Annotated in this window: 26 protein-coding genes; 9 read left to right on the top strand and 17 right to left on the bottom strand. The window is 31.4% G+C overall.

Annotated features, from left to right (window positions below; all coding sequences use genetic code 11):
• Window positions 1-19: 19 nt before the first annotated feature.
• Complete coding sequence (locus MBM09_RS07475) at window positions 20-694, top strand: hypothetical protein (protein ID WP_238676228.1); 675 nt, start codon at window positions 20-22, stop codon at window positions 692-694.
• A gap of 96 nt (window positions 695-790) precedes the next feature.
• Here MBM09_RS07475 and MBM09_RS07480 read toward each other — a convergent pair whose 3' ends face one another.
• The 6 genes from MBM09_RS07480 to rlmD form a co-directional block, all read right to left on the bottom strand.
• Window positions 791-2,053: an SGNH/GDSL hydrolase family protein gene (locus tag MBM09_RS07480; RefSeq protein WP_238676229.1), complete on the bottom strand. Its 1,263-nt coding sequence runs from the start codon at window positions 2,051-2,053 to the stop codon at window positions 791-793.
• A 4-nt stretch (window positions 2,054-2,057) separates the two neighbouring features.
• Window positions 2,058-3,140 carry an alpha/beta hydrolase gene (locus tag MBM09_RS07485; protein ID WP_238676230.1) on the bottom strand — a complete coding sequence of 361 codons (1,083 nt, stop codon included), beginning with the start codon at window positions 3,138-3,140 and terminating at the stop codon, window positions 2,058-2,060.
• A gap of 115 nt (window positions 3,141-3,255) precedes the next feature.
• Window positions 3,256-4,917 carry a glycoside hydrolase family 5 protein gene (locus MBM09_RS07490; RefSeq protein ID WP_238676231.1) on the bottom strand — a complete coding sequence of 554 codons (1,662 nt, stop codon included), beginning with the start codon at window positions 4,915-4,917 and terminating at the stop codon, window positions 3,256-3,258.
• 3 nt (window positions 4,918-4,920) lie between these two features.
• Window positions 4,921-5,643 carry a DUF6048 family protein gene (locus MBM09_RS07495; RefSeq protein WP_238676232.1) on the bottom strand — a complete coding sequence of 241 codons (723 nt, stop codon included), beginning with the start codon at window positions 5,641-5,643 and terminating at the stop codon, window positions 4,921-4,923.
• On the bottom strand, window positions 5,615-6,166 hold the full coding sequence (locus tag MBM09_RS07500; protein WP_238676233.1) for a DUF6452 family protein: 552 nt from the start codon (window positions 6,164-6,166) through the stop codon (window positions 5,615-5,617). The genes MBM09_RS07495 and MBM09_RS07500 overlap by 29 nt, the downstream gene beginning before the upstream one ends.
• A 24-nt stretch (window positions 6,167-6,190) precedes the next feature.
• Window positions 6,191-7,603: a 23S rRNA (uracil(1939)-C(5))-methyltransferase RlmD gene (rlmD, locus tag MBM09_RS07505; protein ID WP_238676234.1), complete on the bottom strand. Its 1,413-nt coding sequence runs from the start codon at window positions 7,601-7,603 to the stop codon at window positions 6,191-6,193.
• A 123-nt stretch (window positions 7,604-7,726) separates the two neighbouring features.
• Here rlmD and MBM09_RS07510 point away from each other — a divergent pair, with 123 nt between their 5' ends.
• The 4 genes from MBM09_RS07510 to MBM09_RS07525 all read left to right on the top strand — a co-directional run bounded on the left by MBM09_RS07510 (window position 7,727) and on the right by MBM09_RS07525 (window position 10,549).
• Window positions 7,727-8,275, top strand: a complete 549-nt coding sequence (locus MBM09_RS07510) for an RNA polymerase sigma factor (protein ID WP_238676235.1) — start codon at window positions 7,727-7,729, stop codon at window positions 8,273-8,275.
• Window positions 8,265-8,651, top strand: a complete 387-nt coding sequence (locus MBM09_RS07515) for a DUF6768 family protein (RefSeq protein ID WP_238676236.1) — start codon at window positions 8,265-8,267, stop codon at window positions 8,649-8,651. The genes MBM09_RS07510 and MBM09_RS07515 overlap by 11 nt, the downstream gene beginning before the upstream one ends.
• 135 nt (window positions 8,652-8,786) lie before the next feature.
• Entirely contained in the window at window positions 8,787-10,067 is a 1,281-nt protein-coding gene (gene rocD, locus MBM09_RS07520; RefSeq protein WP_238676237.1) for an ornithine--oxo-acid transaminase, read from the top strand.
• A gap of 32 nt (window positions 10,068-10,099) precedes the next feature.
• Window positions 10,100-10,549 carry a DUF5362 family protein gene (locus MBM09_RS07525; protein ID WP_238676238.1) on the top strand — a complete coding sequence of 150 codons (450 nt, stop codon included), beginning with the start codon at window positions 10,100-10,102 and terminating at the stop codon, window positions 10,547-10,549.
• 68 nt (window positions 10,550-10,617) lie between these two features.
• Here MBM09_RS07525 and MBM09_RS07530 read toward each other — a convergent pair whose 3' ends face one another.
• From MBM09_RS07530 to MBM09_RS07540, 3 genes are all read right to left on the bottom strand, one after another.
• Window positions 10,618-10,947, bottom strand: a complete 330-nt coding sequence (locus tag MBM09_RS07530; RefSeq protein WP_238676239.1) for a CCC motif membrane protein — start codon at window positions 10,945-10,947, stop codon at window positions 10,618-10,620.
• Window positions 10,948-10,956: 9 nt separating this feature from the next.
• Window positions 10,957-11,232, bottom strand: coding sequence for a DUF2752 domain-containing protein (locus MBM09_RS07535; RefSeq protein ID WP_238676240.1), 276 nt, complete (start codon window positions 11,230-11,232; stop codon window positions 10,957-10,959).
• A 68-nt stretch (window positions 11,233-11,300) separates the two neighbouring features.
• Window positions 11,301-13,178 carry a T9SS type A sorting domain-containing protein gene (locus MBM09_RS07540; RefSeq protein ID WP_238676241.1) on the bottom strand — a complete coding sequence of 626 codons (1,878 nt, stop codon included), beginning with the start codon at window positions 13,176-13,178 and terminating at the stop codon, window positions 11,301-11,303.
• Window positions 13,179-13,346: 168 nt separating this feature from the next.
• Here MBM09_RS07540 and MBM09_RS07545 point away from each other — a divergent pair, with 168 nt between their 5' ends.
• Together MBM09_RS07545 and MBM09_RS07550 are read left to right on the top strand one after the other, a co-directional pair.
• The gene (locus MBM09_RS07545) at window positions 13,347-13,535 is read left to right on the top strand and encodes an LPXTG cell wall anchor domain-containing protein (protein ID WP_238676242.1); all 189 of its coding nucleotides are present in this window, start codon (window positions 13,347-13,349) and stop codon (window positions 13,533-13,535) included.
• A 6-nt stretch (window positions 13,536-13,541) separates the two neighbouring features.
• Complete coding sequence (locus tag MBM09_RS07550; protein ID WP_238676243.1) at window positions 13,542-14,096, top strand: Smr/MutS family protein; 555 nt, start codon at window positions 13,542-13,544, stop codon at window positions 14,094-14,096.
• A 5-nt stretch (window positions 14,097-14,101) separates the two neighbouring features.
• Here the strand turns inward: MBM09_RS07550 and MBM09_RS07555 are convergent, their stop codons facing one another.
• Window positions 14,102-15,013, bottom strand: a complete 912-nt coding sequence (locus MBM09_RS07555; protein ID WP_238676244.1) for a hypothetical protein — start codon at window positions 15,011-15,013, stop codon at window positions 14,102-14,104.
• 142 nt (window positions 15,014-15,155) lie between these two features.
• Between MBM09_RS07555 and MBM09_RS07560 the strand changes: the two genes are divergently transcribed.
• Together MBM09_RS07560 and MBM09_RS07565 are read left to right on the top strand one after the other, a co-directional pair.
• The gene (locus MBM09_RS07560; protein WP_238676245.1) at window positions 15,156-16,304 is read left to right on the top strand and encodes a cysteine desulfurase family protein; all 1,149 of its coding nucleotides are present in this window, start codon (window positions 15,156-15,158) and stop codon (window positions 16,302-16,304) included.
• 120 nt (window positions 16,305-16,424) lie between these two features.
• Window positions 16,425-17,861: a hypothetical protein gene (locus tag MBM09_RS07565; protein ID WP_238676246.1), complete on the top strand. Its 1,437-nt coding sequence runs from the start codon at window positions 16,425-16,427 to the stop codon at window positions 17,859-17,861.
• A gap of 3 nt (window positions 17,862-17,864) precedes the next feature.
• Here MBM09_RS07565 and MBM09_RS07570 read toward each other — a convergent pair whose 3' ends face one another.
• From MBM09_RS07570 to MBM09_RS07600, 7 genes are all read right to left on the bottom strand, one after another.
• Window positions 17,865-18,728: a DUF1080 domain-containing protein gene (locus MBM09_RS07570; RefSeq protein WP_238676247.1), complete on the bottom strand. Its 864-nt coding sequence runs from the start codon at window positions 18,726-18,728 to the stop codon at window positions 17,865-17,867.
• A 338-nt stretch (window positions 18,729-19,066) separates the two neighbouring features.
• Complete coding sequence (locus MBM09_RS07575; RefSeq protein ID WP_238676248.1) at window positions 19,067-19,627, bottom strand: imm11 family protein; 561 nt, start codon at window positions 19,625-19,627, stop codon at window positions 19,067-19,069.
• Window positions 19,628-19,632: 5 nt separating this feature from the next.
• Window positions 19,633-20,130, bottom strand: coding sequence for a hypothetical protein (locus tag MBM09_RS07580; RefSeq protein WP_238676249.1), 498 nt, complete (start codon window positions 20,128-20,130; stop codon window positions 19,633-19,635).
• A complete protein-coding gene (locus MBM09_RS07585; protein ID WP_238676250.1) occupies window positions 20,123-20,488 on the bottom strand; it encodes a hypothetical protein in 366 nt (121 codons plus the stop codon). Before MBM09_RS07585 ends, MBM09_RS07580 begins: the two co-directional genes overlap by 8 nt.
• Window positions 20,489-20,490: 2 nt before the next feature.
• Window positions 20,491-22,023, bottom strand: coding sequence for a biopolymer transporter TolR (locus MBM09_RS07590; protein ID WP_238676251.1), 1,533 nt, complete (start codon window positions 22,021-22,023; stop codon window positions 20,491-20,493).
• Between the two features lie 15 nt (window positions 22,024-22,038).
• On the bottom strand, window positions 22,039-22,674 hold the full coding sequence (locus tag MBM09_RS07595; protein ID WP_238676252.1) for a gluconate 2-dehydrogenase subunit 3 family protein: 636 nt from the start codon (window positions 22,672-22,674) through the stop codon (window positions 22,039-22,041).
• 2 nt (window positions 22,675-22,676) lie between these two features.
• Entirely contained in the window at window positions 22,677-24,386 is a 1,710-nt protein-coding gene (locus MBM09_RS07600) for a GMC oxidoreductase (RefSeq protein ID WP_238676253.1), read from the bottom strand.
• Window positions 24,387-24,413: the final 27 nt, after the last annotated feature.

Here is a 24,413-nt window from a genome sequence, read left to right on the forward strand (position 1 = left end):
TAATGATAAACTAAATATTATGATAAAAGATTTTGAGACTAAATTTACAGGATGGGCATTTATAGTTGCCGCTTTATTACTATGGGGTGGTTGGGCACTATCATCTCATCATGTAGGTGAATATTTTGTGGCATCAGATTTCACAGCTATTGGAGAGAATGTTTGGTACTGGATTTGGATGTATCGCATTCATATATTTGGTTGGGTTACTATGGCAATTGCAATGTTTGCATTAGTTGCCACTACAGCAAGAAAGCCATATAGAGTGTTAATATTACCGGGAGCAGGAATGGTTATTGTTGGTACCTTTACTATTGCAATTGCTGCCGCTTATTATTATAATTATGGTGCTTGGGGTGTTGGACAAATTGCTGGCAAATCTCCTGAAGAAATTCAGGAATTCATGAATAGCATTTTATATACAAACCAATATGTAACTTGTTTTGTACGCTTTGGTCGTATCTTCTCTGGTGTTGGTTTAGTATTATTAGGTGCTGGTCTTGTAAAATGGAAAATTGTTAGTTCTTGGTTAGGATGGTTTACTATTATCTTAGGTCTTGTAGCGATGGGCATCATATTATCAATCCCTGATAATTTTGAAATATACAAACCAGTATTTCATGTTAAAGTAATTTGGCTAGTTGCTATGGGAGTTATGCTTTTAAAAGAAGGTGTAAATCTGACAAAAAAATAAGTGACTAATTCTTTAAAAATGAGGGTTAAAAATTACTTTAACCCTTATTTTTTTGTCTTTTTTTACAAGTAATTTATTTTATTTTAAAATAAAACCTTACTCGAATAAGCTTAAGTCAACAGTTTCACCCATCATAACATAACCCGCTTCGTTGGGGTGAAGATAATCACCAGTGTGCAAATCAGGTAAAAGGGTAGAGGGTTCGTTAGGATCTCTCATGGCTTTATCAAAATCAATAACTGCATCAAATTTGCCACTATTTCTAATCCAATCATTTATAGTATTTCGGGCTACTTCTCTATAATCTTTGTAATAAAACGACTTGGTAATAGGTAAAATGGTAGCACCATATACCTTAATGTTTTTGGCATGAGCTAAATCTATCATTTTTTCATAGGCAGCAATTAAGCCTGTAGCTACTTTGTTAGCAGCTTCGGCATTTGGAGTGCCTCCCAAATCATTTACGCCTTCTAAAATAATTAACCACTTTACACCATGTTGGTTTAAAACATCGCGTTGAAATCTATCTAAAGCTGTTGGACCTAAACCACCTTTAAGTACAGCGTTACCACCAATACCCATGTTAAGAACACCTGTGTTTTTAGTGTTTTGGTTTTTTAATAAACGCTCAGATAAAATATCCGGCCAACGGTTTTGTTTATTTGTACCAGAGCCTCGACCGTCTGTAATAGAATTACCAATAATAGCTATAGCAGAAGCATTTGAAACCAAAACATCTATACCATTAATAACATACCAATGGTCTGTTTTAATAGCATCTTTAAAATTTGTAGATGATGTTTTATTACCTGTTAGTATATATGATGTGGTGCGCGAACCTGGGTGACCTGTAACATCTGCAGAAGTTTCACCAAAATAAATGGTAATGGAGATATCCATTCGAGGCTTTAAATCAAAAGAAAACGCATCAGAGGTTATGGCTTCTCCCGGATTCATGATTACTTCTTCTTTATTATCAAATTTTAAAGTTTTAATGGTTGTAGAGTCAACAGTGCTTCCCCCAGTAGAAACTGCCACCTGAACAGTTTTCAATGTAACGGGACTTTTACTAAATTCATTAGAGAATCGTAAACGTATATCTTCCCCACCAATTGAAACCCTAACAATTTGCCTGATGGTGTTATTACTTAAACCTGGTTCTGGTGGATTATTATGTGGTTCTACAAGTTGAGGAGCCGTACTCCATGTGCCAACCCATGATTTTTCAGGTGACTTTATGCTTTCTGCTTTCTTAGATTTTGAGCTTCCACAGCCTGTTAGAATAAATACAAAAACTATTAAACTTAATACGTTTACAATTGTTAGTGAACGATTAAAATTAGTTGGTTTATTAATCATTTTATTAAATTTTCTTTAGAGTTTGCGTATTTCCGTAGGTTATTAAATCTAATCCTTCAACATGATCATTATTTTCTTTAAAATGAATGTTGAAAAAAGAAAAGGTTGCATAGAAATGCTTCTCGGTATTTGCTAAAAGTGGAATGCTATTATTTTCAGAAAAATAAAGTTTAAGTTGATTGTCTTCTTTTTTTATTTCAAATGTATCACCATTTTCAAATTGATAAATTCCAGCGTAGTTATTCAATATTTTGTTGCTCAATTGCAATTCATTTCTTTTAAAAATGTATTGCAAACCACGTGTGTATGTTTCACTTTTAGTACCTGAGTGCCCTGTGTTTTCCAGTATTTTAGAATGTAATGCAACATTTTTATAGTTGCTACTTTTCATTCTATTAGCAAATATTTCATAAAATGATTTGCCTCTTTCTACATCGCCAACCGTCATATACACACGAATAGGTTTTGTGATTTCTTTTTCTGAAAAAGTTTTTTCATGATTGTATAAAACTCCATTATCCCAACCTACAGCAGGACTTGCAGCAGCATAACCTGAAAACATATCGGTATGTGTGAATAAGGTATATAAAGTGAATAAGCCTCCTAAAGAGCAGCCCATTAAGGTTCTGTCATCACTTTTTGCCTTGTAATTACTTTCAATGAAAGGAAATAATTCCATTTTCATGAAATCTAAAAACTTATCTGCCCCACCTGTTTCAACACTTCTGCCGTCGTTGGTTGGAGTATAATCTCTTGCTCTTAATACATCTGGTTTAGGGTTTTCTCCGCCCCAAGTAACACCAACCAGAATGACTTCAGGAATAAAACCATCATAGTATTGTTCACCGTAAATTGAAGTTACCAAAGGAAAATCCCATTGAGAATCCATTAGATAAACTACAGGATATTTTTTTGTGCTATTCTCATGTCCAGAAGGCAAATGAATTTCTAATTTGTATTCTTGACCTGAGACAATTTTTGAAGTGATTTTTCGAACTTGAGTACCCGAAATGGTTACTTCTGGATAGTCTTGCGAACTTAATGTAAGTGTGCTAATTAAAAGTATTAGGGTTAATAGCTTTTTCATTTTTGGTTTGTTAAAGTCTTGATTAGTATTGTTCTGTAATTTATTAAATTATAAATACAGAACTTACTTACTCTAAAAACTTTAAGTTTAAATTAACTTTTAAGAATGGTTTTAATTAATTCAAAATATCTGTAAAAAGTTGAATTAAAGGTAAGTTTGCATTACTTTCATTTGGTAATGTACCACCTCCAAAATACAAACCAAAAGCATCTTCATGATAGGAATGATAAGTGAAATGTACATTGTTGGTTAATAAAATGTCTAGCATATCTTCTACAAACTGTAATCCACCTTTATCATTTTCAAAACAAGGACTGCCTGCGCCAAATTCGCCTAAATATAATGGCGCATTATTACTATTTGCCCAATTAATATACTGCCCAACATAATATTCTAAATAGGCTTTGTTTCTTCTTAAAATAGGCTCATTTGTATGATAAAAATCTATTCGTAATCTACAATTTGATGTCGCACTTACGTTTTCACCTTTCATGTAACCACTAATTTGGTATTGATATCCTTGCTGAGGAACAAACTTAAAATGTGCTCCTGTAAGATTGCAATCTCCAGTGGCAGATTCAATAAACATACTGGTAGAATCATTTGCACCATCGGTTGCTTCAAAACCGCTTTCACCACTTTCATTGGCGCTCCAGTAATACCAACCATCATCATTACCAAAATCAAATTCGTAAACGTCTCTTATAAAGTTTCCATTTTCGTCATATTCTTTAATGATGATGTTGTCAAAATATACTTTCCCTTGAACATCTTGACCTACTAGTGTAGGTACAGCATAACTTATTTCTGTATCATTAATGGTGTATTTTACACCTTCAAAATAAGTCCAATCAGAATTTCCAGAATTTAATTTATCATTTTCAAAAATAGCATCATACCATTGTCCGTTTGCAACTTCAATAATATCTTCATCAGGATATTTACCACCATCTCCTAATCCAGCCCAATCAAATAATTGATGTGTGTATTGATGTGGCGCATATGAGTGAAATTCATATACTATATTTTTTCCTGTAACCTGAGGGAAGTTTAAATTTTCAACAGGTTGATTATTTTTAACGTAAATAGCTTTTTCAATAAAAATTAGGTGATTTTCATTGACTTCTCTTATTCCATTTACTATTCTTTGAGCCAAATCGCTCCATTGACTAATTGAAGTGTTTGGTACAGGTTCGTTAACAGGTCCAAATCCTACAATTTGTACTTCGTCTTTATAGCGTTCTGCAATGGCTTTCCAAAGCGCAATTAACCTGTTTTGATTTTCAGTAACATACCAAAGTGCATCACCATTACCTTGCGATTGATAACCGCCCTGTGGAGCATGCATATTTAAAATTAAATATACATTATGGTTTTTTGCCCATTGAATATTTTGTTCTAGCCAATTCCAACCAGATTGTTTGTAGGTATATGGATTGCTATCATCTTCAAAAAAAGTATAATTCAAATAAAAACGAACAGCATTCATTCCCATATTTTTTACACGCTCAAAATCTAATTCGTTATGATGCGTTGTGCTTGGAGTAGGAGAGTTGTTCCAAATTTGATTACCAAAAGCAACGCCTTTTAAATAAAGCGTGTTACCATCTGCATCAACTATATTAGTTCCGTCTAGCTGAACCAATGGATTTTCTGGGGTTTCTTCTATTGGCTCTTCAATAGGTTCTTCTGACTGATCGGGTATTGTATTATCATCGTTTTTTGAGCAAGTAAAGAGTAATAAACTTAAAAACGATATGTAATACGTTAATTTCATTTTTTATTTATCCTTTTTATAAAGCGGAATTCTGTAAGATAAGAAATAACTATAACCTGTGCCAATACTACTGCTATCATAGGTTTTACCAAAACCTGGAATGTAAACGTTTTCAAAATTATCAGGTTCTGTTTCGCTGGCGAGCATTTTAAGCTGCACGTTTAAACCCATATATAAATTATTGAATAATTCTACTTTCATACCCAAAATAACTTCTCCCCAAATTGCAGTTAAGCCACTAAATTCTTCTTTTTCTGACGATGAATATTGGGGTTCCCAATATTGATTTGTACTGTATGTGGTATAACTATTTAAATCATGACTAAATGAACTTGCACCAATACGAAAACCAAAATAAATCATGTTATCCATATCTAACCAGTTTTGATACGAATTGTAATCTATTCCAGCTTTTAGGTAACTTCCTTTGGTTGTAATGTCTAAAAAATCATTAATCGTATTTTTATCTTCAAAACCAATTTCACCTGCAACATATAATTTTTGTTTTATACGATAGTCTGCAGAAATTTCAAACCCGCTATAATCGTCATCAAAAAATGAACGCGCGAGTTTACTTAGGTCTCCACCAATACGAAGCCCGTATTTTAATTTTATTTTAGTTGAATCTTTAGCAGTACTAACAATACTATCATTTTGCGCACTTAACGACACACAAAAAAGTAGTAATAATAAGCTACTAATGTAATATGTTAAAGTGCGTTTCATCTTCATTTTCTACAGATTGGTTGGGATTTAAAGGTTGTTGTGATACTATCCATTCATCATCATCAATGTCATCATCATCAGGCGATATTGTAACGTTTTTAAAAATAGTTTTGTAGCCACAAGCACGAGATACATAAACTTGTTCTCTACTGTAATTTATTGTGATTACATCTGGATTGCCATCAACGTAATCATCAGTTGCATCATCTGGAGTATCATTATCATTTATAAAAGCTTCTTTAATAAGTATATACTCGGTTGTGTTGTCATCTGTTTTTAGTGGTAAAATTATTTGGTTGGTATCTTTAAAATTATAATCAGAAAGTATAAAATCATTACCAACTCCAACTACTACTAAATCAAAAACATTTTTTTTGTTTTCTGGACTTTCACTATTATATAAATCTATAATTAATCGAGGTGTAGTTGGCGTACTATCTGGACAAATATCGTCACGTTCACAACTTATTGATAGTATGGCTATCAAAAATATTGGAATTATTAGAATTTTAAAATACTTCATTTTTTAATTTTGAATGACTTCAATCTATCTTCTTTCCAAAAGTACAACATTTTCTACATGATGCGTTTGTGGAAACATATCTACTGCTTGGGTTTTTGTTACTTTATATTGAGCATCCATTAATGCTAAATCTCTGGCCTGTGTGGCACTATTACAACTTACATAAACCACTTTTTTGGGTGCAATATTTAATATTTGTTGTACAACATCTTTATGCATACCATCTCGTGGAGGATCAGTAATAATAATATCAGGTTCCCCATGTTGATTAATGAAATCTGTATTAAACACATTTTTCATATCACCAACAAAGAATTCAACGTTATTTATGTTGTTTAATTGTGCATTTTCTTTTGCGGCAGTTATAGCATCGGGTACAGCCTCAACACCAATTACTTTTTTAGCTTTTTTTGCTACAAATTGTGCTATAGTTCCGGTTCCTGTGTACAAATCATATACTAATTCTTCTCCAGTTAAACCTGCAAAATTTCGTGTGATTTTGTACAATTCATAAGCTTGATGCGAGTTTGTTTGATAGAAGGATTTTGCGTTTATTTTAAACTTTAAACCTTCCATTTCCTCAAAAATGTGGTCGGTACCTTTATAACAAATCACTTCCTGATCGTAAATAGTATCATTTGCTTTTTCATTAATAACATATTGTAATGAGGTTATTTCTGGAAAGGATTTCGCTATAAAATCTAATAACAATTCTCGCTTTGCTTTGTCTTCTTTAAAAAATTGAACCATAACCATGATATCCCCTGTGCTAGATGTTCTAATCATCATGGTGCGTAAGAAACCTGTTTGGTTGCGTGTATTGAAGAATTCTAAATCATTTTCTACAGCAAATTGTTTTACAGAATTTCTAATGGCGTTTGAGGGATCTTCTTGTAAATAGCATTTTTTAATGTCTAAAATTTTATCCCACATTCCAGGAATATGAAAACCAAGAGCATTTTTATCGCCTAAATCTTTATCAGATTGTATTTCTTTAAGTGTTAACCAACGGCTATCACTAAATGAAAATTCCATTTTATTTCTGTAGAAATATTGGTTCTCTGAACCTAAAATAGGTGTAACTTCAGGTAATTCTATATGCCCAATACGTGTTAAGTTATTGGTAACTTCTTTTTGTTTATAAAATAGTTGGTGTTCGTAAGCCATATCTTGCCATTTACAACCACCACAAGTACCAAAATGTTCGCAAACAGGTTCGGTTCTTTTATCAGAAAGTTTATGAAAAACAGTAGCTTTTCCTTCATAATAAGCTTTACGCTTTTTAAAAGTTTGTACATCTACCACATCGCCAGGTACAGCATTTGGTAAAAAAATAACCTTTCCGTCTGGTGCTTTAGCTATGGTTTTTCCCTTAGCGCCAGCATCAATCACCTCTACGTTTTCAAAAACTTGTTTTCTTGCTTTTCTTCTAGACATGCTGCAAAAATAATAATAGCCGTAAATAAAATGTTGGTAAATTGAATTATCTTTAAAAAACTTCAAATAAAAATGAACCTATTTTATTTTTTCTCGTCTATATAAAAGAAACTAACCTTAATAATGCGAAAAAAATTAGATAAAAGTCTTGTTTTAGAATTTCAGTCTGGAAATAAAAATGCATTAACAGAGTTGGTTAAACTTTGGCATAAAACATTTTGTGAAAAGGCTTTTTGGTTGGTTAAAGATGCAGATGTTGCAAAAGATATTGCACAAGATAGCTGGCGAACTATTATTGATAAAATTAATGATTTAGAAAAACCAGAAAGTTTTGGAAGTTGGGCATTACGAATTGTGTATACAAAGTCTTTAGACTGGATTAATACTAATAAAAGAATTGATAACCATTTGCAGAAGTATAAATATGAGAAAAAAGAAATAACGATTGATGACAATTCTGATAACGAAACATTAAAAAACACCCTTTTTGAAACCGTTAAAAAATTACCAGAGCACCAACAGCTTGTAATTAGGTTGTTTTATGTAGAAGATTATTCATTAAAAGAAATAAGCGAAATATTAAAAATATCTGTAGGAACAACAAAATCAAGGTTGTTTCATGCCAGAGAAAAATTAAAACAAACATTAAAATATAAAGATTATGAAAACTAATATGGAAGACATTGACAAATTAATTAAAGAAACCTTAACCCAAGAAGAAGCCAAATTTTATGAAGAATTAGGCGAGCAAGGACTTTTAGGTAGTTTTAAAAGTATTTTTAAAGGAAAAGATTCTTGGCTAGTAATTATTATGAATATTGTTAATATTCTAGTTTTTGGTTTATTAATTTATTGCATTATTCAAACATTTGAAGTTCAGGACACAAACGAACTTATTATTTGGATAGCGTTGATTTTTGTTTGTTTTATGGTTATGGGAATGATAAAATTATATGTTTGGATGAAAATAGATAAAAACACCATTTTAAGAGAAATGAAGCGTTTAGAACTGCAAATTTCATCATTATCTGGACGAATGTCTAATTAAGATTTTTTGAAGCAAGTAATATTTAGTAATTTGCAAGCCCTAGGGATGATTTCTTTCCCACGCTGAATTTTCGATACTTCGAAAGGATAAAGGTAGATAAGGAATGGTTATTTTATCAATTTAAATTCAATTAAAATGGCTGTTTTAGACCAATTAACTTCGCAACAAGCGATAGATTTAGAAAACAAGTACGGAGCCCACAATTATCACCCACTACCAGTTGTATTAACTAGAGGAGAAGGTGTGTATGTTTGGGATGTAGAAGGCAAGCAATATTACGATTTTTTATCGGCTTACTCCGCAGTAAACCAAGGGCATTGTCACCCAAAAATTGTTAATGCTATGGTGCAACAAGCACAAACATTAACGCTAACATCCAGAGCATTTTATAATGATATGCTTGGAAAATACGAAAAATTTGCATGCGAGTTTTTCGGATTTGATAAACTTTTACCAATGAATACAGGTGCAGAAGCTGTTGAGACTGCTTTAAAACTTTGTAGAAAATGGGCTTATGAAGTAAAAGGAATCCATGAAAATGAAGCTGAAATTATTGTTTGTGAAAATAATTTCCACGGAAGAACAACAACAATTATTTCATTTAGTAACGATCCTGTAGCGCGTAAAAACTTTGGACCTTATACAAAAGGATTCATTAAAATTGAGTATGACAATTTAGTAGCTTTAGAAGAGACTTTAAAAAATAATCCTAATGTAGCAGGATTTTTAGTAGAACCTATTCAAGGTGAAGCAGGTGTTTATGTTCCAAGTGAAGGTTACTTAACAAAAGCAAAAGCTTTATGTGAACAATATAATGTATTATTTATTGCTGATGAAGTACAAACAGGAATTGCTAGAACTGGACGTTTATTAGCTACTTGTGGAAATTGTTCTTGTATTAATAAAAATTGTTCGAGTTCACCTGATGTTAAACCAGATGTTTTAATACTTGGTAAAGCTATAAGTGGAGGCGTTTATCCTGTATCTGCAGTTTTAGCAAATGATTCTGTAATGAATGTAATAAAACCAGGTAATCACGGTAGCACTTTTGGAGGAAATCCTGTTGCAGCAGCAGTTGCTATAGCAGCTTTAGAGGTTGTAAGAGATGAAAAACTTGCAGAAAATGCTTCAGTTTTAGGCGAATTATTTAGAGCCGAATTAAACAAGTATATAAAAACCAGTAAAATAGTTAATTTAGTTCGTGGTAAAGGATTACTAAATGCAATTGTGATTAATGAAGATGAAGATAGTAATACAGCATGGGATATTTGTTTAGCCTTACGCGATAATGGTCTATTGGCAAAACCTACTCATGGTAATATTATTCGATTTGCACCACCTTTAGTTATGACTGAAGAACAATTATTAGACTGCGTAAGTATTATAATTAAAACACTTAAGCAATTTGAAAAATAATAGAAAGCAATAAGTAAAAATAATAAATTTATATGGAAGAAAAATCAGCATTTGATAGTTTTGAACTAGAAGTTAATGAAGAGATAAAAGGTTTTTTAAAAGAAACGTCTTCATGGACTTATTTTTTATCAATAATTGGATTTATAGGACTAGGTTTTATGGTTTTAGGAGGCGTAGTTATGAGTTTTGCTGGTAACTTTAATAAATTCCCTGGAGACATAGCTTATGGAGTAGGTTATTCAGTAGGAGTGGGGCTAGCTTATGTGTTTTTTGCTTTAATTTATTTTTTCCCAATTTTATACTTGTTTAAATTTTCAAAAAACATAAAAAAGGCTTTAAGTTTAAATAATAATGACAATTTAAAAATGGCTTTTTCAAGTTTAAAATCTCATTACAAGTACATGGGTATTTTTGTTATTGTTATAATAAGTTTATATATATTAATAATTATAGGAGCTTTAGCAGGAGCTTCATTTTTATAAATTAAAAGGATTTGAAATAAAAAAAGCGACCACTTTGGTCGCTTTTTTTATGCAGTGTAATTTATTTTTTATTGACTTTGTTGCCATTGCTCCATCATTTCTTGAGATTGTCTCATAAGTTCATCCCATCCTACAGTGTAAATTCTGTAAATGCTCATAACAAAATACAAAAGGTTTATTATTAGTATAACCAAAGCAACAATTTTTGCTGTATCCATGGCTTTAATGCTAGCAGGTTCAAAATTTTCTGGGTTTAGTTTAGCTTCTTTTAATTTACTTGTTGCTATAAAAAAGGCAATACCAGCAAGAATAAATCCTAAACCGGCAAAACAGCAACACAATAGACCTAAAATAGCTAAAACGTAGACAATAGTTGGGTTGAGTTTTTGTTGTTCCATGTGTTATTTTTAAATGGTTAGTTTTATAATATAGCTTATTACAATTGTAATTACTGTAAGAATTGCAAGTGCGCTAATTACTATATTAGAATTTTTAAATTTAAAGAAAATATTTATGGCAATAGCTAAAAAAAGTGCAATTAAGCTATAAATAGCAGGATACATATGAAAAGCTGCAATAAATTCACCTTGAAAAATTAAGGATAGAGCACGTTGCATACCACAACCCATACACTCAAAACCAAGTAGTTTTTTATTTAAACAAGGTATCATGTATTCTTCCATAAATTGAAAATAATAAAATATTAAATACTAAAATACTAAAAGCTAAAAAGAAGTAACTAAGTGAAGTTTTATTTTTTGTTGCTAACCACTATTTTTTTTGTAAAAACTTGATTTTCTGCTGTATCGATTTTTATAATATACACACCATCGCTAAGTGATTTTGTAGAGTAAGTATATTCTTCTTTAAATGAATTTATAACATCAGTTATTACTTGTTTGCCCGTAACATCATAAAGGTTAAAGTTTTTGATGTTTAAATTATTAGAATTTACAAGCTTTAATTGAGATATTTTGTTGTTTTGAAATACTTTAAAATCAATGATTTCCTTAGTCTCCTTATTTAAACTATTTTTCGCAAAAGTAATTTCAAATCTATTGTTATGAATACCTTCATTTAAAATGACTTTAAGAGTACCGTTTTTAATATCTGTGTATGTGTTGGTTTCATTATCAAAAACATAAACATTAACCTCATTTGGTATGTTATTCAATTTGTGAATTTTAACACTGAATAAAGTATTGTTGTTGGAAGCTTCAAACCCTAAAGGTAATCTGGTAGTTTCATCATACTTAATAGATTTGATAACCAATTCTTTGTCTTCAGAAATTAGATACGCATCAGAACCTAATTCATTTATATTTTTACCGTCGTAAAATTTATTATATGTGTTATTATCTGGAGTACTTTCTCTAAATGCTATAACATTTTCTTTATAAAAGGTATTATTTATATGTGTGTGAAGTCTAATTTCCGGAATAATGGTAGGGTTTTCAAAAATAGTTTTGTAGTCTACACCATTATGAGACATAACCACAATTTCTTCTTCGGTATTATTTGTTTTAGACTTACTATTCTTTGAAAAAATCGAACCGTTACCTGCTGGATTAGAATCTTCTGGTAAATATAATCGCATGGAGTTATCAAAAGTAACATTTCCGCCAGCTCCAACACTTTGCACTACAAAACCTTGACCAACAGCAGCATAACGTCTGGAGTTATTAGTGCTAAAATCTGTAGTATTTCCTGTGGTGTTACCACTTGGGCTACCATCGCTATTATAAGCTTCAAATGGTGCAATGGTGTAAGTTCCATTATCTGCTAAATTGCCTAACGCACCAGGTGTATAAACACCATAACCACCTTCATAGTCAGCTAAATTATGTGAACTTTTTATTTTCTGTTCCCAAAAAAATATTTCACCACTTATATTTGTTTGATTAGTTGCAGAATTTACAAAAAACAGTTTTAAATCTAAAGTGGAAGGGTATGGGTTTCCTGTTAAGGTTTCAGCTGTATTAGGTGTTCCAGAGCTTGGTTGATCATCTACACCATCAAAAGTACAACTAACCGTTATAGTACCATTATTTGGTCTGCCTCTAAAATCTAAAACATTATTTGCATTTGGGCTTCCTTTTAAAGTAAAACCATATCCTGTGCCAACAGCACCAGTATCAAAAATTTGATTCCAACTATAATATCCTTCGCCATTTATAAAGGTGTACATCCAGTAATTAGAAAGTGCTGTAGCAGTTCCGTTATATCCAGTAATAAATGTGTATGCGCTAGAATTTACATTAGTTAAGTCTAATTCATCTGCTGGATCGTGAATATTGGTACCATCAAAGTCTACATTAGCTTGTGTGGTGCCATCAACACTAACACCTACAGGTGAGCTCCAATAATTATACTCATAAATTCCTGTGGTTTGATTTTGATATATTGAAAACTCGCCAGCATCAGAGTTTTTTGTGTCAGTATTTTGAATAAGTTGTGCATCGCCTCTAAAATATAGATTAGATGTTGGTGTTTCAAGCCTTATATCATCATTTACAAATACAACTACGTCTCTAGCATATAAATAACTATTGTTATCTACATATAAATCTTGACTGAAAATAAAATTTACAGTTAATAATAGAAGTAAAAAAGTAGGTCTATTGGGCATTGTAAATAATTACATAATATGACATACAAATATATGATTTTTTAGCAGATAAGCCTTATAAAGTTAATTATGCCTGCTTTTAATTACATTATAACGATAAAATTAATTGATGCTAATTATAAAAAATTTAATTGTTTTTGGTGTAATTTTGTGTTTTAATTAGGCGTAATGAAATATTTAAATTATATATTAATAATTATAGGAGCTATAGTAGCTATGTATGCTAAAACAGGTACAGAACAAAACCAATATGTATTAATTGGAGGTATTGTTTTACTTATGATTGGTGTTTACAGGCTTTCAAGAACAATACCAAGTAAAAAAAATCAAGAAGATTTAGATAATTCCGAAAAATGATTAATTATGGCTCTTAAGGTTGGAGACTACGTTTTAGTTTTAGATGAAGATTTGTCTGGTGTTGTTAAGAGTATAAACGGAAATATAATTTCTATTGAAACAGAAGATGGCTTTCTTTTAGAATTTAGAAGTGATGAATTAGTGAAAAACGATAAGAAGCAATCATTATCATCTGAAATTTTTTCTAACTCAAGTCTAGCTGATGTAGTTTCTGAAAAAGAATTACCAAAACGTAGAAAACAAATTAAAAAACGTGCTAAAGATAAATATGAACCTACTTTAGAGGTAGACTTACATATTAATCAATTAATTAAATCATCTAAAGGGATGACTAATCATGATATGTTAACCCTACAATTAGAAACAGCACGTAGGCAACTAGATTTTGCTATAAAAAAGCGTATTCAAAAAGTGGTTTTTATACATGGAGTAGGCGAAGGCGTACTTAAACTAGAATTAGAATATTTATTTGGCAGATATAATAATGTGAAATTTTACGATGCGAATTACCAAAAATATGGTTTAGGAGCAACTGAGGTTTACATTTTTCAGAATGTTTAAGCTAATTAGTTAAAATCAGGTGTTATTTTTCTGCTTTTATAAGTGCTAGGTATTTCACTATCTTTTAAAATCCCAAAATCATATTCATCATATGATATTGAACCTAAATCATCAATATTAAATAATGTTATTGTAACTACATAACTTCTAATTATAGTGTGCTCTCTATAAGCTGTTGCAGGAACAGTAGTATTTACTTCAGGGTTTAAATAATCGGCACCAACATCACTATCAGTTATATCATTTCCTGGATTATTGTTTTGCGAGTCGTTTTCTTCATCGCGAGTTAAAACGCCATCGCCATCGTCATCGTTATCAAGATAATCAGGTATATTGTCACCGTCAGTATCTTGTGCATCACTTAAATCACCATCTCCATTTGGGTCTGGGTTTTCACTTGCAGTTAAAATATTATCTCCATCGTCATCAGCATCAATGTAATTTGGTAAACCATCACCATCAGTGTCATCATCTTCTAAATCACCATTACCATTGATGTCTTCTAACTGTGCTAAAATCCCATCATTATCATCTTCTACTAATATTGTGTTTATTTCTGCGGTACATGCACTATTGTCATCTGAAACTATATTAACATTTGGTGGAATTTCACTGCAAAATAAATCATTTGGCAAGCTAGCATCGTTATAAGTTCTGTAGTAAAATGTAGCAGATTTTTCTTCATTAAAAGTATTGTCAGCACCCACTTCTAATATATCCTCTAAAGAATAATTTGTTATTAGTACTGATAATGATTCCGAAGGGTCTTCTTTAGTTTTGTATAGTACTAAATCCGATTCGCCACAAGCTTCAAAAGTGTCTTCAAATTCTAATTCTACAGTAATGATATCACCATCATCACATGAGTAGTTACTTAATAAACTTAAAGATAATAAGATAAAAAATAGCTTGCGCATTGTATTTGGGTTTTAAGCAAAAATAATAGAATTGTTATTTATAACGTAGCTTATTGATAATAATTTTATTTCAAGTATTTTTGGGCTTTAAAAAGTATGTTAGTTTTAAATTATCGTCTTTTAAAAAATTAAATATAATTAGATGAAGCACGTGTATTTTGATAATGCAGCTACAACGCCAATGCGCGATGAAGTTATAAATTCTATAGCCGAAGTTATGAAAACTAATTTTGGTAACCCTTCATCATCGCATAGTTTTGGTCGTGCATCAAAATCGTTAATAGAACAATCCAGAAAAGCAATTGCTAATCATTTAAATGTTTCTGCTGGTGAAATTATATTTACATCTGGCGGTACAGAAGCTGATAATTTGGTGTTAATTAGTACTGTAAAAGATTTAAATGTAAAACATATTATTACTTCTAAAATTGAACATCATGCTGTTTTACATACTGTTGAAAAACTTCAAAAGCAGTTTGAATTACAAGTGAGTTACGTGAAATTGAATGCAGATGGCACTATTGATTTTTCACATTTAGAAATGCTTTTACAAAACGAAGTTAAAACACTAGTTAGCTTAATGCATATTAATAATGAAATAGGAGGTATTTTAGATTTAAAGCGCGTTGCTAGTTTATGTAAAGCCAATAATGCTCTATTTCATAGTGATGCTGTACAATCTGTTGGGCATTATAAATTAGATTTACAAGATGTTCCAATTGATTTTTTAGCAGCATCTGCTCACAAATTTCATGGGCCTAAAGGTGTTGGTTTCGCTTTTATAAGGAAAAACTCTGCATTACAACCGTTAATTATTGGAGGCGAGCAAGAAAGAGGTCTTAGAGCGGGTACCGAAAGTGTACACAACATAGTTGGTTTAGAAAGTGCACTAACATTAGCTTATCAAAATTTAGAAAAGGAAACCCTTTATGTAACTGAATTAAAGGAATATTTTATAGATAAAATTAAAAAAGAAATCTCCGGTGTAAAATTTAATGGTTTATCTGATAATTTAGATAAAAGTACTTACACATTAGTTAATGTATGCTTACCAATTACTCCAGAAAAAGCAGCAATGTTATTGTTTCAGTTAGATTTAAAAGGTATTGCTTGCTCCAAAGGAAGTGCCTGCCAAAGTGGTAGCTCACAAAAATCTCATGTCTTAACAGAAATTCTATCCAATGAAGATTTAGAAAAGCCATCAATTCGTTTTTCTTTTAGCATTTTTAATACTAAAGAAGAGATTGACTATGTTGTTGGTATTTTAAAAGAGTTTTCGGAAGGTATATAATTCTTTTATAATTCATAATCAAATTGTTAGACAGGTTTAAAAGTTTTTTAAGTTTGAGAGTGTTTTTCTTGTAGTATTTTTTGTACCTTTGTAAAAGTCCCAAAACTAATTAAACTACTTATGAGCAATAAATTCCCTTATCTTTTTACGTCATTATTTTTTCTTTTTTTTATTAATTCTTTTTCACAAGTTGGTATTGGAACAACAACACCAAATGCTTCTTCAATTTTAGATATAGAATCAACAACACAAGGTATTTTAGCACCCAGAATGACCACAGCACAAAGAATAGCAATAGCTTCTCCAGCAGAAGGGTTATTGGTATTTGATATAAATGAATCCGTTTTTTATTTCTATGATGGCGGTAGTTGGTTACCTTTAGAAGGCACAGCAAGTAGAGATAATTACAAATTAATAAAGTCTGATGCAGACTTAGCTACGGAATTAGCTAATGGAAGTGGAACAGAATATTTGTTAGATACAAATACTTTATACGAAATAAACGGAACCATTAATCTGGCAGTTCCTATTAATTTAAATAATGCTTATTTGTTTGGAGAGGACACTAACGAGGATATTCTAGTTGGTGCTGGAACTATATTTTCTGGTACTTCTGGAGGATCAATTAGAGGAGTAACCTTGGTAGCACCTGTAGGTAACGTTTTTAATTTAATTGGAACAGGAGCAGAAAGACTAGTTTTTAGAGATAGTGTAGTTGCCAATTCAAGTTCAGTAGGTTCTATATCTGATTTTAACCTTGTTTTTGTTAGTATCGTTCAGTTTATAAATAATGCGAATGGTATCATTTATACAGATATTAATCAACTACTTTTAAATTCCATGGGTTGGGATAGTACAAATGGAGGAGTTTATGAAACCTTTGTTGGAGATTTTGATGTAATAACAAAGCAAGGGGGCTTTTGCAACGTCACCACAGCTACAGCTGCTGTAGATGTTACTGGAGTTGGTACAATTAGTGGAGGAGCGGCAATGCGTATTGTTGATTTTTATGGAGGTGGTAATTATATAAATGGAAGCTCACCATATACCGGTTATAATTTCACTAATGACTGGGATGTAGATTGCCCAGGAATTGAAGTGGAAACAGATGGGGTAGCTACTGGAGATATTAATTTAAATTACGCCATTGGTTTTGGAGCACTAACAACATTTTCAGGAACAGGTACTGGTAGTAGGATAAAGCTTAATGGAGATACAGCATCGAATAATTTATTTAGATTTACCGTACCAGGAGCTCCTACCTATAATAGATTAGTTTATGATGGAAAAAAAACACGCTACTTCAATATCAGTACCAGTTTATCCTTCCGAGGAAGTAGTAATAATAATATTTTTGTTTTTTATTTAGCCAAAAATGGGGTTGTTATTGATCAAACTCGAGTATATAGAGAAATAGGAGGTAACAACGATATTGGAGCAGTACCTATTGTAGCTTCATTATTAATGGCACCAGGTGATTACATTGAAGTTTGGGCAGAACGTTATAGTGGTGGTGGAAATCTACTTACAATATCATTAAACTTAACTGCTCAATAAAGATTAAAACTCTGGAAGTTTATCAATAAGCTTAATTTTAATATTTCTGTAATATACTTCGGCACCTTCAGTTTGTAATTGTATTTTACCTTTTGTGAGTGGTTTGGTAATACTATCAATAGTTATTCTAGAGTTTTCTAAAATCATGGTTACTTTACCATTTACAACATGCGCGCTTTTTGTTTGGTAAGTATATAAATCTAACGTGTTCCATTCTCCTGTAGGTTTTTCGTTGTCTGGAAATTTTTTAACATTTCTACCTAATTCACTACCATCACCAAAATGTCGTAATTCGCCTTGTGGGTTGTATTGATATAAGGTATCTACGCGCATTTCGGTTCTAATATCTACTTGAGCACCAGCAATTCCCCAATAATCGCCTGTATCTCCTTCTTGTACTTGCATTTCTTGAGAACGCAACCAAAAACCAGCTTCTGTACCTTGCTCATCTGTTCCATGATATAATAAACCACTATCTCTAACAGCATCTAATCGAGGGGCGAATTTTAAAGTTCCCCATTTAAATTCTAGTTGTAAATGATAGTTCTCGTATTCTTTGGTAGTAGAAATTCCTCCATATACTTCACCAGATAATCGTAATGCAGGTTTTCCATCAACTTCAACCACAGAAAATACATTTAGTGGATCGTTATTTAAACCAAAAGGTTGATAGTCTGGTAATTTTTTTTGATTCCAAATATCCTGCCCTTCTTTATAAGGCATTCCAAGATAGGTGTCCCAACCGGTTAAATCTTCACCATTGAATAATGTTTCCCATTCGTTTACAGTTGCTTTTTCTACTTTTTTCGTGTCTTTACAGCTAACGAATAAGATTAAACTGAATATGATATAGATTGTATTTTTCATGGTATTATATTTTAATTATAGTTTGTTTTGTTTACATTTTTTATTAATAATTTATTGTCTTCCAAATTTCCACCATTTTTTGATTGTTTTTCTTTTGTTGTTTGATGATATCTGTATTTGAAAAAATAGCGTTTTTTAGTTCGATTAAATCGCTTGATTAAAAATGAGAATAACCGATACTAACAATATCTGATTCAATAGATTTAGTTTCATTTTCGAATCCTTAGTCCAAAAATTTGTAACTGAGTTTCACTTTGCAAATTCCAACTTGTATCGTTTGTTACTATTTGTAATAACTCTTGTATTTTATTATCTAACAATTTTGTCATTTTATATGTTTATACAGCTGTTGCAGCTCTCTTATATGTAAAACCTATTAAATTAAGTTTTAAAATTTCATCAATAAAACTTTGTGTAAAGTAAGTGTCATAATAATTTTTTTGCGGTACTCTAAAAATAAAACCATTTTCAACTTTTGATTTATACATAACTGCCTTTGATAAATTTGGGGATTCATAATTAATATCCTCTTCAGGAAATCGTTGTTCAGATAATTCAAAGTTTATAGCATCAATGATATTAGTTACATTAAAAATCCAGAAATCTTCACTATTGTGATAAAGAGGTAAAAACTCTCCATAATCTTTAACAATTGGTAAAATAATTTTTTTAACATGGGTGTCTATAATAAGATGCGTTGAAGAAGTACCTAAAAAGTCAACACGTTTTAATTTTTTTCCTTTATCATCGTATTCGTCTAATTCTACAGGTAATCTCTCCCAGTTTTCCAGGACGGGAAATTTATTCCATAAATAATGTTTAGGCTTTATTTTGTCTTTAACATGAATAAAAACTATATCGACAATGTTGTCTGGAAGTGATAGTTTGTAAATATCCATTTAACTCATTTTTCTTCGTTTTCAATCCAGGTTTCATTTAATAAATCAAAAGATTGATAGGAGTCATGATAAGAAATATAAAATTTATATTTAGTATTATTTATTGTGATTTTATCCCAACATGTAACAAACCAATTAATAAATTCTGATTCTAGTTTTAAATAAAAGTTATCCATACGTTCCATATCAGATGAATTGTTAAAATCATAATCATCAACATCAATGTCTAAATTGTTATCCGCTATAATACCATTAGGATAATCACTTAATATTTTTTTATAACCTAATTGAGAGTTTTCACTATCCATTGCATAGAGGTTGATAGAATATCCATCTGCATTAATTTCAAAATCCAAATTTTTTATTTCATTTTTTAAATGTGGTTTAATCAATCCAAAGTCTTCATTATTTATTATATTATTTAAATCCTGAATCATTCTTTCAGAAATTGAATGTAAGAAAGCCAATATTTTATTTAGTTGATTGGTTTCTTTTTCAGTCATAATCTATAAAGTCAGTATGATTACTGAATTTTTTTATCCAGCCTTCTTCTGTAAATAATTCACCATGTAATCCATCTGATGATTTGCAGATGTTCTGATTGTCAACGATTATTTGAATATCATCGTTTTCTTGAATAGCAAATAGAAAATCGTGTGTTGTGCTTACTAATATTTCAGATAACAGATTTTTGATGATTTCTATGTTGTTATTGTTTAACAATTTTATTTGGTCTTGTAATTTTTTAAGTGAAGGTGCATTTATTTTTCCTTCAGTTAAATTTTGAAATTTATCAAGTCCATTATCTATACAATTTGCAACTATTAATTCTCCAAACTTATCTAACGCATTATTATCCATTCCTAATCTGTATTAGTTACAAACGCAATATGCTTGCTGTCTTTACTCCAGCTAGGTACATTCATGGTGCCTTGTCCGCCATATAAATAAGCAATTATTTTTGGTTTTGTGCTTAAATCTGTTGGCATTAAACGTAATGTACAATGTTGATAAAACGGATGGTCGCCAAAGGCAATTGTAGGTGGAAAAGATATAAAAACTATCCATTTACCATCTGGTGAAATGTGAGGAAACCAGTCTTTAAAATTTTCATCAAAAGTTAATTGCTTAGGATTTTTACCATCAGCATCCATACGCCACAATTGCATGTTTCCTGTTCTGTTAGAATTGAAATAAATATATTTTCCATCAGGAGAATATTCACTTCCATCATCCAGGTCTTTAGTGTCGGTTAATTGAAATTCTTCTCGTGTTTCTATATCACTTCCATAAATATCATATTTACCTTTTCTATTAGCCGTATAAATTATGGTTTTATTATCTGGAGAAATACCGTGTAAGTATGAGGCGCCAACACCATCATGCGTGATTTTTCTTGGTATAGAGTCGCCTTTTGGATTCATAATATAAATTGATGAGGTTCTATTATCATCGGAATTATGATGACTTATACCTAACAACGTTTCATCAAAAGAAAAAATATGGTCGTTATTGTTATCTATAGCAAAGCCTGTATTTATTTGTTGAGACTCGCCATTTTCAAATGAATAGCGATATAAAAATCCGTTTGAATTGTAAACCAATTCTTTGTCATTATTTACCCAATTTGGAGCTTGTATGGAATGTGCTGAATAAAATAAGGTTTTACGAAGTCCAGTTTCAACATTCATAGTTTCCATATAACTACCAATATAGTCTCTGTAAGGTTGAAAATCTGGGTCTGCAGGTTTTATGATTCTTACATTGCTAAAAACAGCAGTTTCTATAACATCTTCATTGTGAGAACACACATATAAGCCAACAAAAGCTTCATTTCTAAGCGGCACATTTTCTAATTTTGTAGTTACAAATGGCTCGCCGTAATGCGCAGTAGACATGTAATAATCGTTTCCACGGCGTTCTAGTTGAACAACATCGGGTAATTTATCTAGGGACTCAACAATTTGTTCGGTTTCTCCACCATCAGTTTTTCTATATTGTAATGCTGTTAAACCGTCGCCACCATGAATAGAGGCATGAACCTCGGGTGAATTAGAACTTAAATTATTTCTTACCATCCAACCCATTTTTCTATGAGGATCTACACCTTCACTTGTAAATTTCATATGTGCTCTTACAATAAAATCACCTTGGATAGATTTGTATAAATATTGAAATTGATCTGTTCCGCCCCAAATATTCATTCCAGAACCTGTTATGGTGTATTCTTGAGTTTCAGGATTGTATACAATGGATCCTTTATGCTTTGGGTTGCCAACATTAGTTTGGTTTTCAAAAACTCCAAATTTAGCTGATTGATTCATAGTAGTTTGGCTAGTTAAAATATGACTGTTACTAAACGTAAAAATTAAACAAATTGCTAATAGTTTTTTCATAATTAGGGATGTTAGTTATAATGACCAGGCTTTTCCTTTTGTTAATTCATCCAAATTACCACAAGGGATATAAGTTCCCGGAATTGGATTATAAGCTAAAACTTTTTCGCCAATCAATTCACTGGTTTTAAATGCAAAAACAGACATAGATCTTATGTTATTTAATATATCGAACTGCAAAGCATTTTCGTAACCAGATACATTTTTGTTTTCTGATGCTTTGTATGCTTCTATTTGTTTTTCCCAACTTGTTAGTTTTTCATCATCAATTTTAAAATATGAAGCTAGTAAATCATCATAGTTTTCATAGCTAACGTCATCAATATTTTGATTATATTTAGTTTTAATAGTATTTATTAATAATGAAAACTGTGTTTTAATATCTGCTTTTTCTTCAGTTTCAAAAGTTTCATTTATAAAGGTGTCTATAAACTGTGGGACATTAACGTCTAAAGCACCAGGTGTATCTGTTTTTGGTAAAATAATATCTACTAGTTTTTCTAAAACATTGCCTTCTTCAATATTAAAAAATACTGGTAACCAGGGCTCTACATTGCTTTTACAGCCTTGAAGAATATTTAAAATTGTGGGAGTGCTTACCACAAAACCTAATGATAATCCTAAATTTTTTATTGCTTTCCTTCTTTCCATAATTAAAGATTCATTTTTTTAAGTTCTTTTACTGCAAAATCAACTGCTCGTGCAGTAAATGCCATATAGGTAAGCGAAGGGTTTTGACATGCAGAAGAAGTCATGAAAGAGCCATCGGTTACAAAAACATTTTTTACGTTATGTAACTGGTTGTGTTTATTTACCACCGAAGTTTTGGGACTGTGACCCATTCTGGCAGTTCCCATTTCGTGAATACCAAGACCAAAACCAACTACTCTGTCATCTGGAGTAACATCTTTAAAACCAGCTTTTTCAAAAATATCCATAGCTTCAACAATCATATCTTTTCGCATATTAACTTCATTTTCTCTGTATTCTGCATCAAAAGTTACTGTTGGTAAACCCCATTGATCCTTTTTATCATAATCTAAATAGAATTTATTTCTGTGGTCTGGAAGGGTTTCACCGAATCCTGTCATTCCAATTTGCCAGTTTCCTGGTTCTAAAATGGCTTTTTTAAGATCTTTACCATAGTTTAATTCGCCAACAGCTTCTGTCCAGTCTGTTCTACTTGCTCCACCTTGTAACCCGTAACCTCTTAAAAAGTCTTTTTTATTTGTAGTGCCTCCTAAATTTTGAAAACGTGGTATGTAAAATGTAGTGGGACGTCTTCCTTTATAATATTTATCTTCAAAACCATCAACTTTAGCTCTAGCTCCAGCTCTAAAATGATGGTCCATGATGTTATGACCTAATTCTCCCGATTCATTACCCATACCGTTGGGAAATGTTTCAGATTTGGATTGCATTAAAATAGATGTAGAGGCCACAGTTGATGCGCACAAGAAAATTATTTTTGCTTTAAATTCTATGGTTTCCTTAGTCTCTGAGTCAATAACTTTAACTCCAGTTGCTTTTTTAGAGTCTTTATCATACATAACTTCATGTACGATAGAGTTTGGTCTTAAAGTCATATTTCCTGTACGTTCTGCCGCAGGAAGGGTAGAAGAGTTACTACTAAAATAGGCACCAAATGGGCAACCTCTTATGCATCGGTTTCTAAACTGGCATGAAGAACGTCCTTCAAATTCTCCACCTGTTAAATTTGCAGTTCTACTTATGGTAACCAACCGGTCATTATAATTTTCGGAAGTCTTATTTTTTAAATGGTCTTCAACACAATTAAGTGGCATTGGTGGTAAAAAATTACCGTCTGGTAATTGTGGTAAACCTAAATTTTCACCACTTACACCAATAAAATTTTCAACATAATCATACCAAGGTTTAATGTCTTTATAACGCACTGGCCAATCAATACCAATTCCTTCTTTTACATTGGCTTCAAAATCTAAATCTCCTATTCTGTAACTTTGTCTTGCCCACATTAGTGATCGTCCACCAACGTGATAACCTCTAATCCAATCAAAACGTTTTACTTCGTTATAGGGATGTTTTTCATCATCAACAAACCAATGTGCACTAGCTTCATTTATAGTATATCCTGTTCGGCTTTGTTTTATTTGTTTATTGAGTTCACTTGCAGGTAAATTACTTCTATGTTTAAAATCCCAAGGGTCTTTTCCCATAGTAGGGTAATCAGTAATATGATTTACCATAGGGCCTCTTTCAAGTACAAGTGTTTTTAATCCTTTTTCACAAAGTTCTTTAGCTGCCCATCCTCCAGAAATTCCTGTGCCAACAACAATAGCATCATACTCCTGTAGTGGAGAGCTGTAATAAAATGTACTCATATTATTTAGTTAGTTGATAAGATTTGA

Source organism: Flaviramulus sp. BrNp1-15 (assembly GCF_022259695.1).
Taxonomy (GTDB): domain Bacteria; phylum Bacteroidota; class Bacteroidia; order Flavobacteriales; family Flavobacteriaceae; genus BrNp1-15.

Excerpts from the sequence above, each read along its gene's own strand:
- MBM09_RS07570 (WP_238676247.1), bottom strand. The coding sequence starts at position 18,728 with ATGAAAAATACAATCTATATCATATTCAGTTTAATCTTATTCGTTAGC.
- MBM09_RS07480 (WP_238676229.1), bottom strand. The coding sequence starts at position 2,053 with ATGATTAATAAACCAACTAATTTTAATCGTTCACTAACAATTGTAAAC.
- MBM09_RS07525 (WP_238676238.1), top strand. The coding sequence starts at position 10,100 with ATGGAAGAAAAATCAGCATTTGATAGTTTTGAACTAGAAGTTAATGAA.
- MBM09_RS07545 (WP_238676242.1), top strand. The coding sequence starts at position 13,347 with ATGAAATATTTAAATTATATATTAATAATTATAGGAGCTATAGTAGCT.
- MBM09_RS07490 (WP_238676231.1), bottom strand. The coding sequence starts at position 4,917 with ATGAAATTAACGTATTACATATCGTTTTTAAGTTTATTACTCTTTACT.
- MBM09_RS07555 (WP_238676244.1), bottom strand. The coding sequence starts at position 15,013 with ATGCGCAAGCTATTTTTTATCTTATTATCTTTAAGTTTATTAAGTAAC.
- MBM09_RS07500 (WP_238676233.1), bottom strand. The coding sequence starts at position 6,166 with ATGAAGTATTTTAAAATTCTAATAATTCCAATATTTTTGATAGCCATA.
- MBM09_RS07550 (WP_238676243.1), top strand. The coding sequence starts at position 13,542 with ATGGCTCTTAAGGTTGGAGACTACGTTTTAGTTTTAGATGAAGATTTG.
- MBM09_RS07575 (WP_238676248.1), bottom strand. The coding sequence starts at position 19,627 with ATGGATATTTACAAACTATCACTTCCAGACAACATTGTCGATATAGTT.
- MBM09_RS07595 (WP_238676252.1), bottom strand. The coding sequence starts at position 22,674 with ATGGAAAGAAGGAAAGCAATAAAAAATTTAGGATTATCATTAGGTTTT.
- MBM09_RS07540 (WP_238676241.1), bottom strand. The coding sequence starts at position 13,178 with ATGCCCAATAGACCTACTTTTTTACTTCTATTATTAACTGTAAATTTT.
- MBM09_RS07510 (WP_238676235.1), top strand. The coding sequence starts at position 7,727 with ATGCGAAAAAAATTAGATAAAAGTCTTGTTTTAGAATTTCAGTCTGGA.
- MBM09_RS07515 (WP_238676236.1), top strand. The coding sequence starts at position 8,265 with ATGAAAACTAATATGGAAGACATTGACAAATTAATTAAAGAAACCTTA.
- rocD (WP_238676237.1), top strand. The coding sequence starts at position 8,787 with ATGGCTGTTTTAGACCAATTAACTTCGCAACAAGCGATAGATTTAGAA.
- MBM09_RS07580 (WP_238676249.1), bottom strand. The coding sequence starts at position 20,130 with ATGACTGAAAAAGAAACCAATCAACTAAATAAAATATTGGCTTTCTTA.
- MBM09_RS07585 (WP_238676250.1), bottom strand. The coding sequence starts at position 20,488 with ATGGATAATAATGCGTTAGATAAGTTTGGAGAATTAATAGTTGCAAAT.
- MBM09_RS07560 (WP_238676245.1), top strand. The coding sequence starts at position 15,156 with ATGAAGCACGTGTATTTTGATAATGCAGCTACAACGCCAATGCGCGAT.
- MBM09_RS07590 (WP_238676251.1), bottom strand. The coding sequence starts at position 22,023 with ATGAAAAAACTATTAGCAATTTGTTTAATTTTTACGTTTAGTAACAGT.
- MBM09_RS07485 (WP_238676230.1), bottom strand. The coding sequence starts at position 3,140 with ATGAAAAAGCTATTAACCCTAATACTTTTAATTAGCACACTTACATTA.
- MBM09_RS07565 (WP_238676246.1), top strand. The coding sequence starts at position 16,425 with ATGAGCAATAAATTCCCTTATCTTTTTACGTCATTATTTTTTCTTTTT.
- MBM09_RS07535 (WP_238676240.1), bottom strand. The coding sequence starts at position 11,232 with ATGGAAGAATACATGATACCTTGTTTAAATAAAAAACTACTTGGTTTT.
- MBM09_RS07530 (WP_238676239.1), bottom strand. The coding sequence starts at position 10,947 with ATGGAACAACAAAAACTCAACCCAACTATTGTCTACGTTTTAGCTATT.
- MBM09_RS07495 (WP_238676232.1), bottom strand. The coding sequence starts at position 5,643 with ATGAAACGCACTTTAACATATTACATTAGTAGCTTATTATTACTACTT.
- MBM09_RS07475 (WP_238676228.1), top strand. The coding sequence starts at position 20 with ATGATAAAAGATTTTGAGACTAAATTTACAGGATGGGCATTTATAGTT.
- rlmD (WP_238676234.1), bottom strand. The coding sequence starts at position 7,603 with ATGTCTAGAAGAAAAGCAAGAAAACAAGTTTTTGAAAACGTAGAGGTG.
- MBM09_RS07600 (WP_238676253.1), bottom strand. The coding sequence starts at position 24,386 with ATGAGTACATTTTATTACAGCTCTCCACTACAGGAGTATGATGCTATT.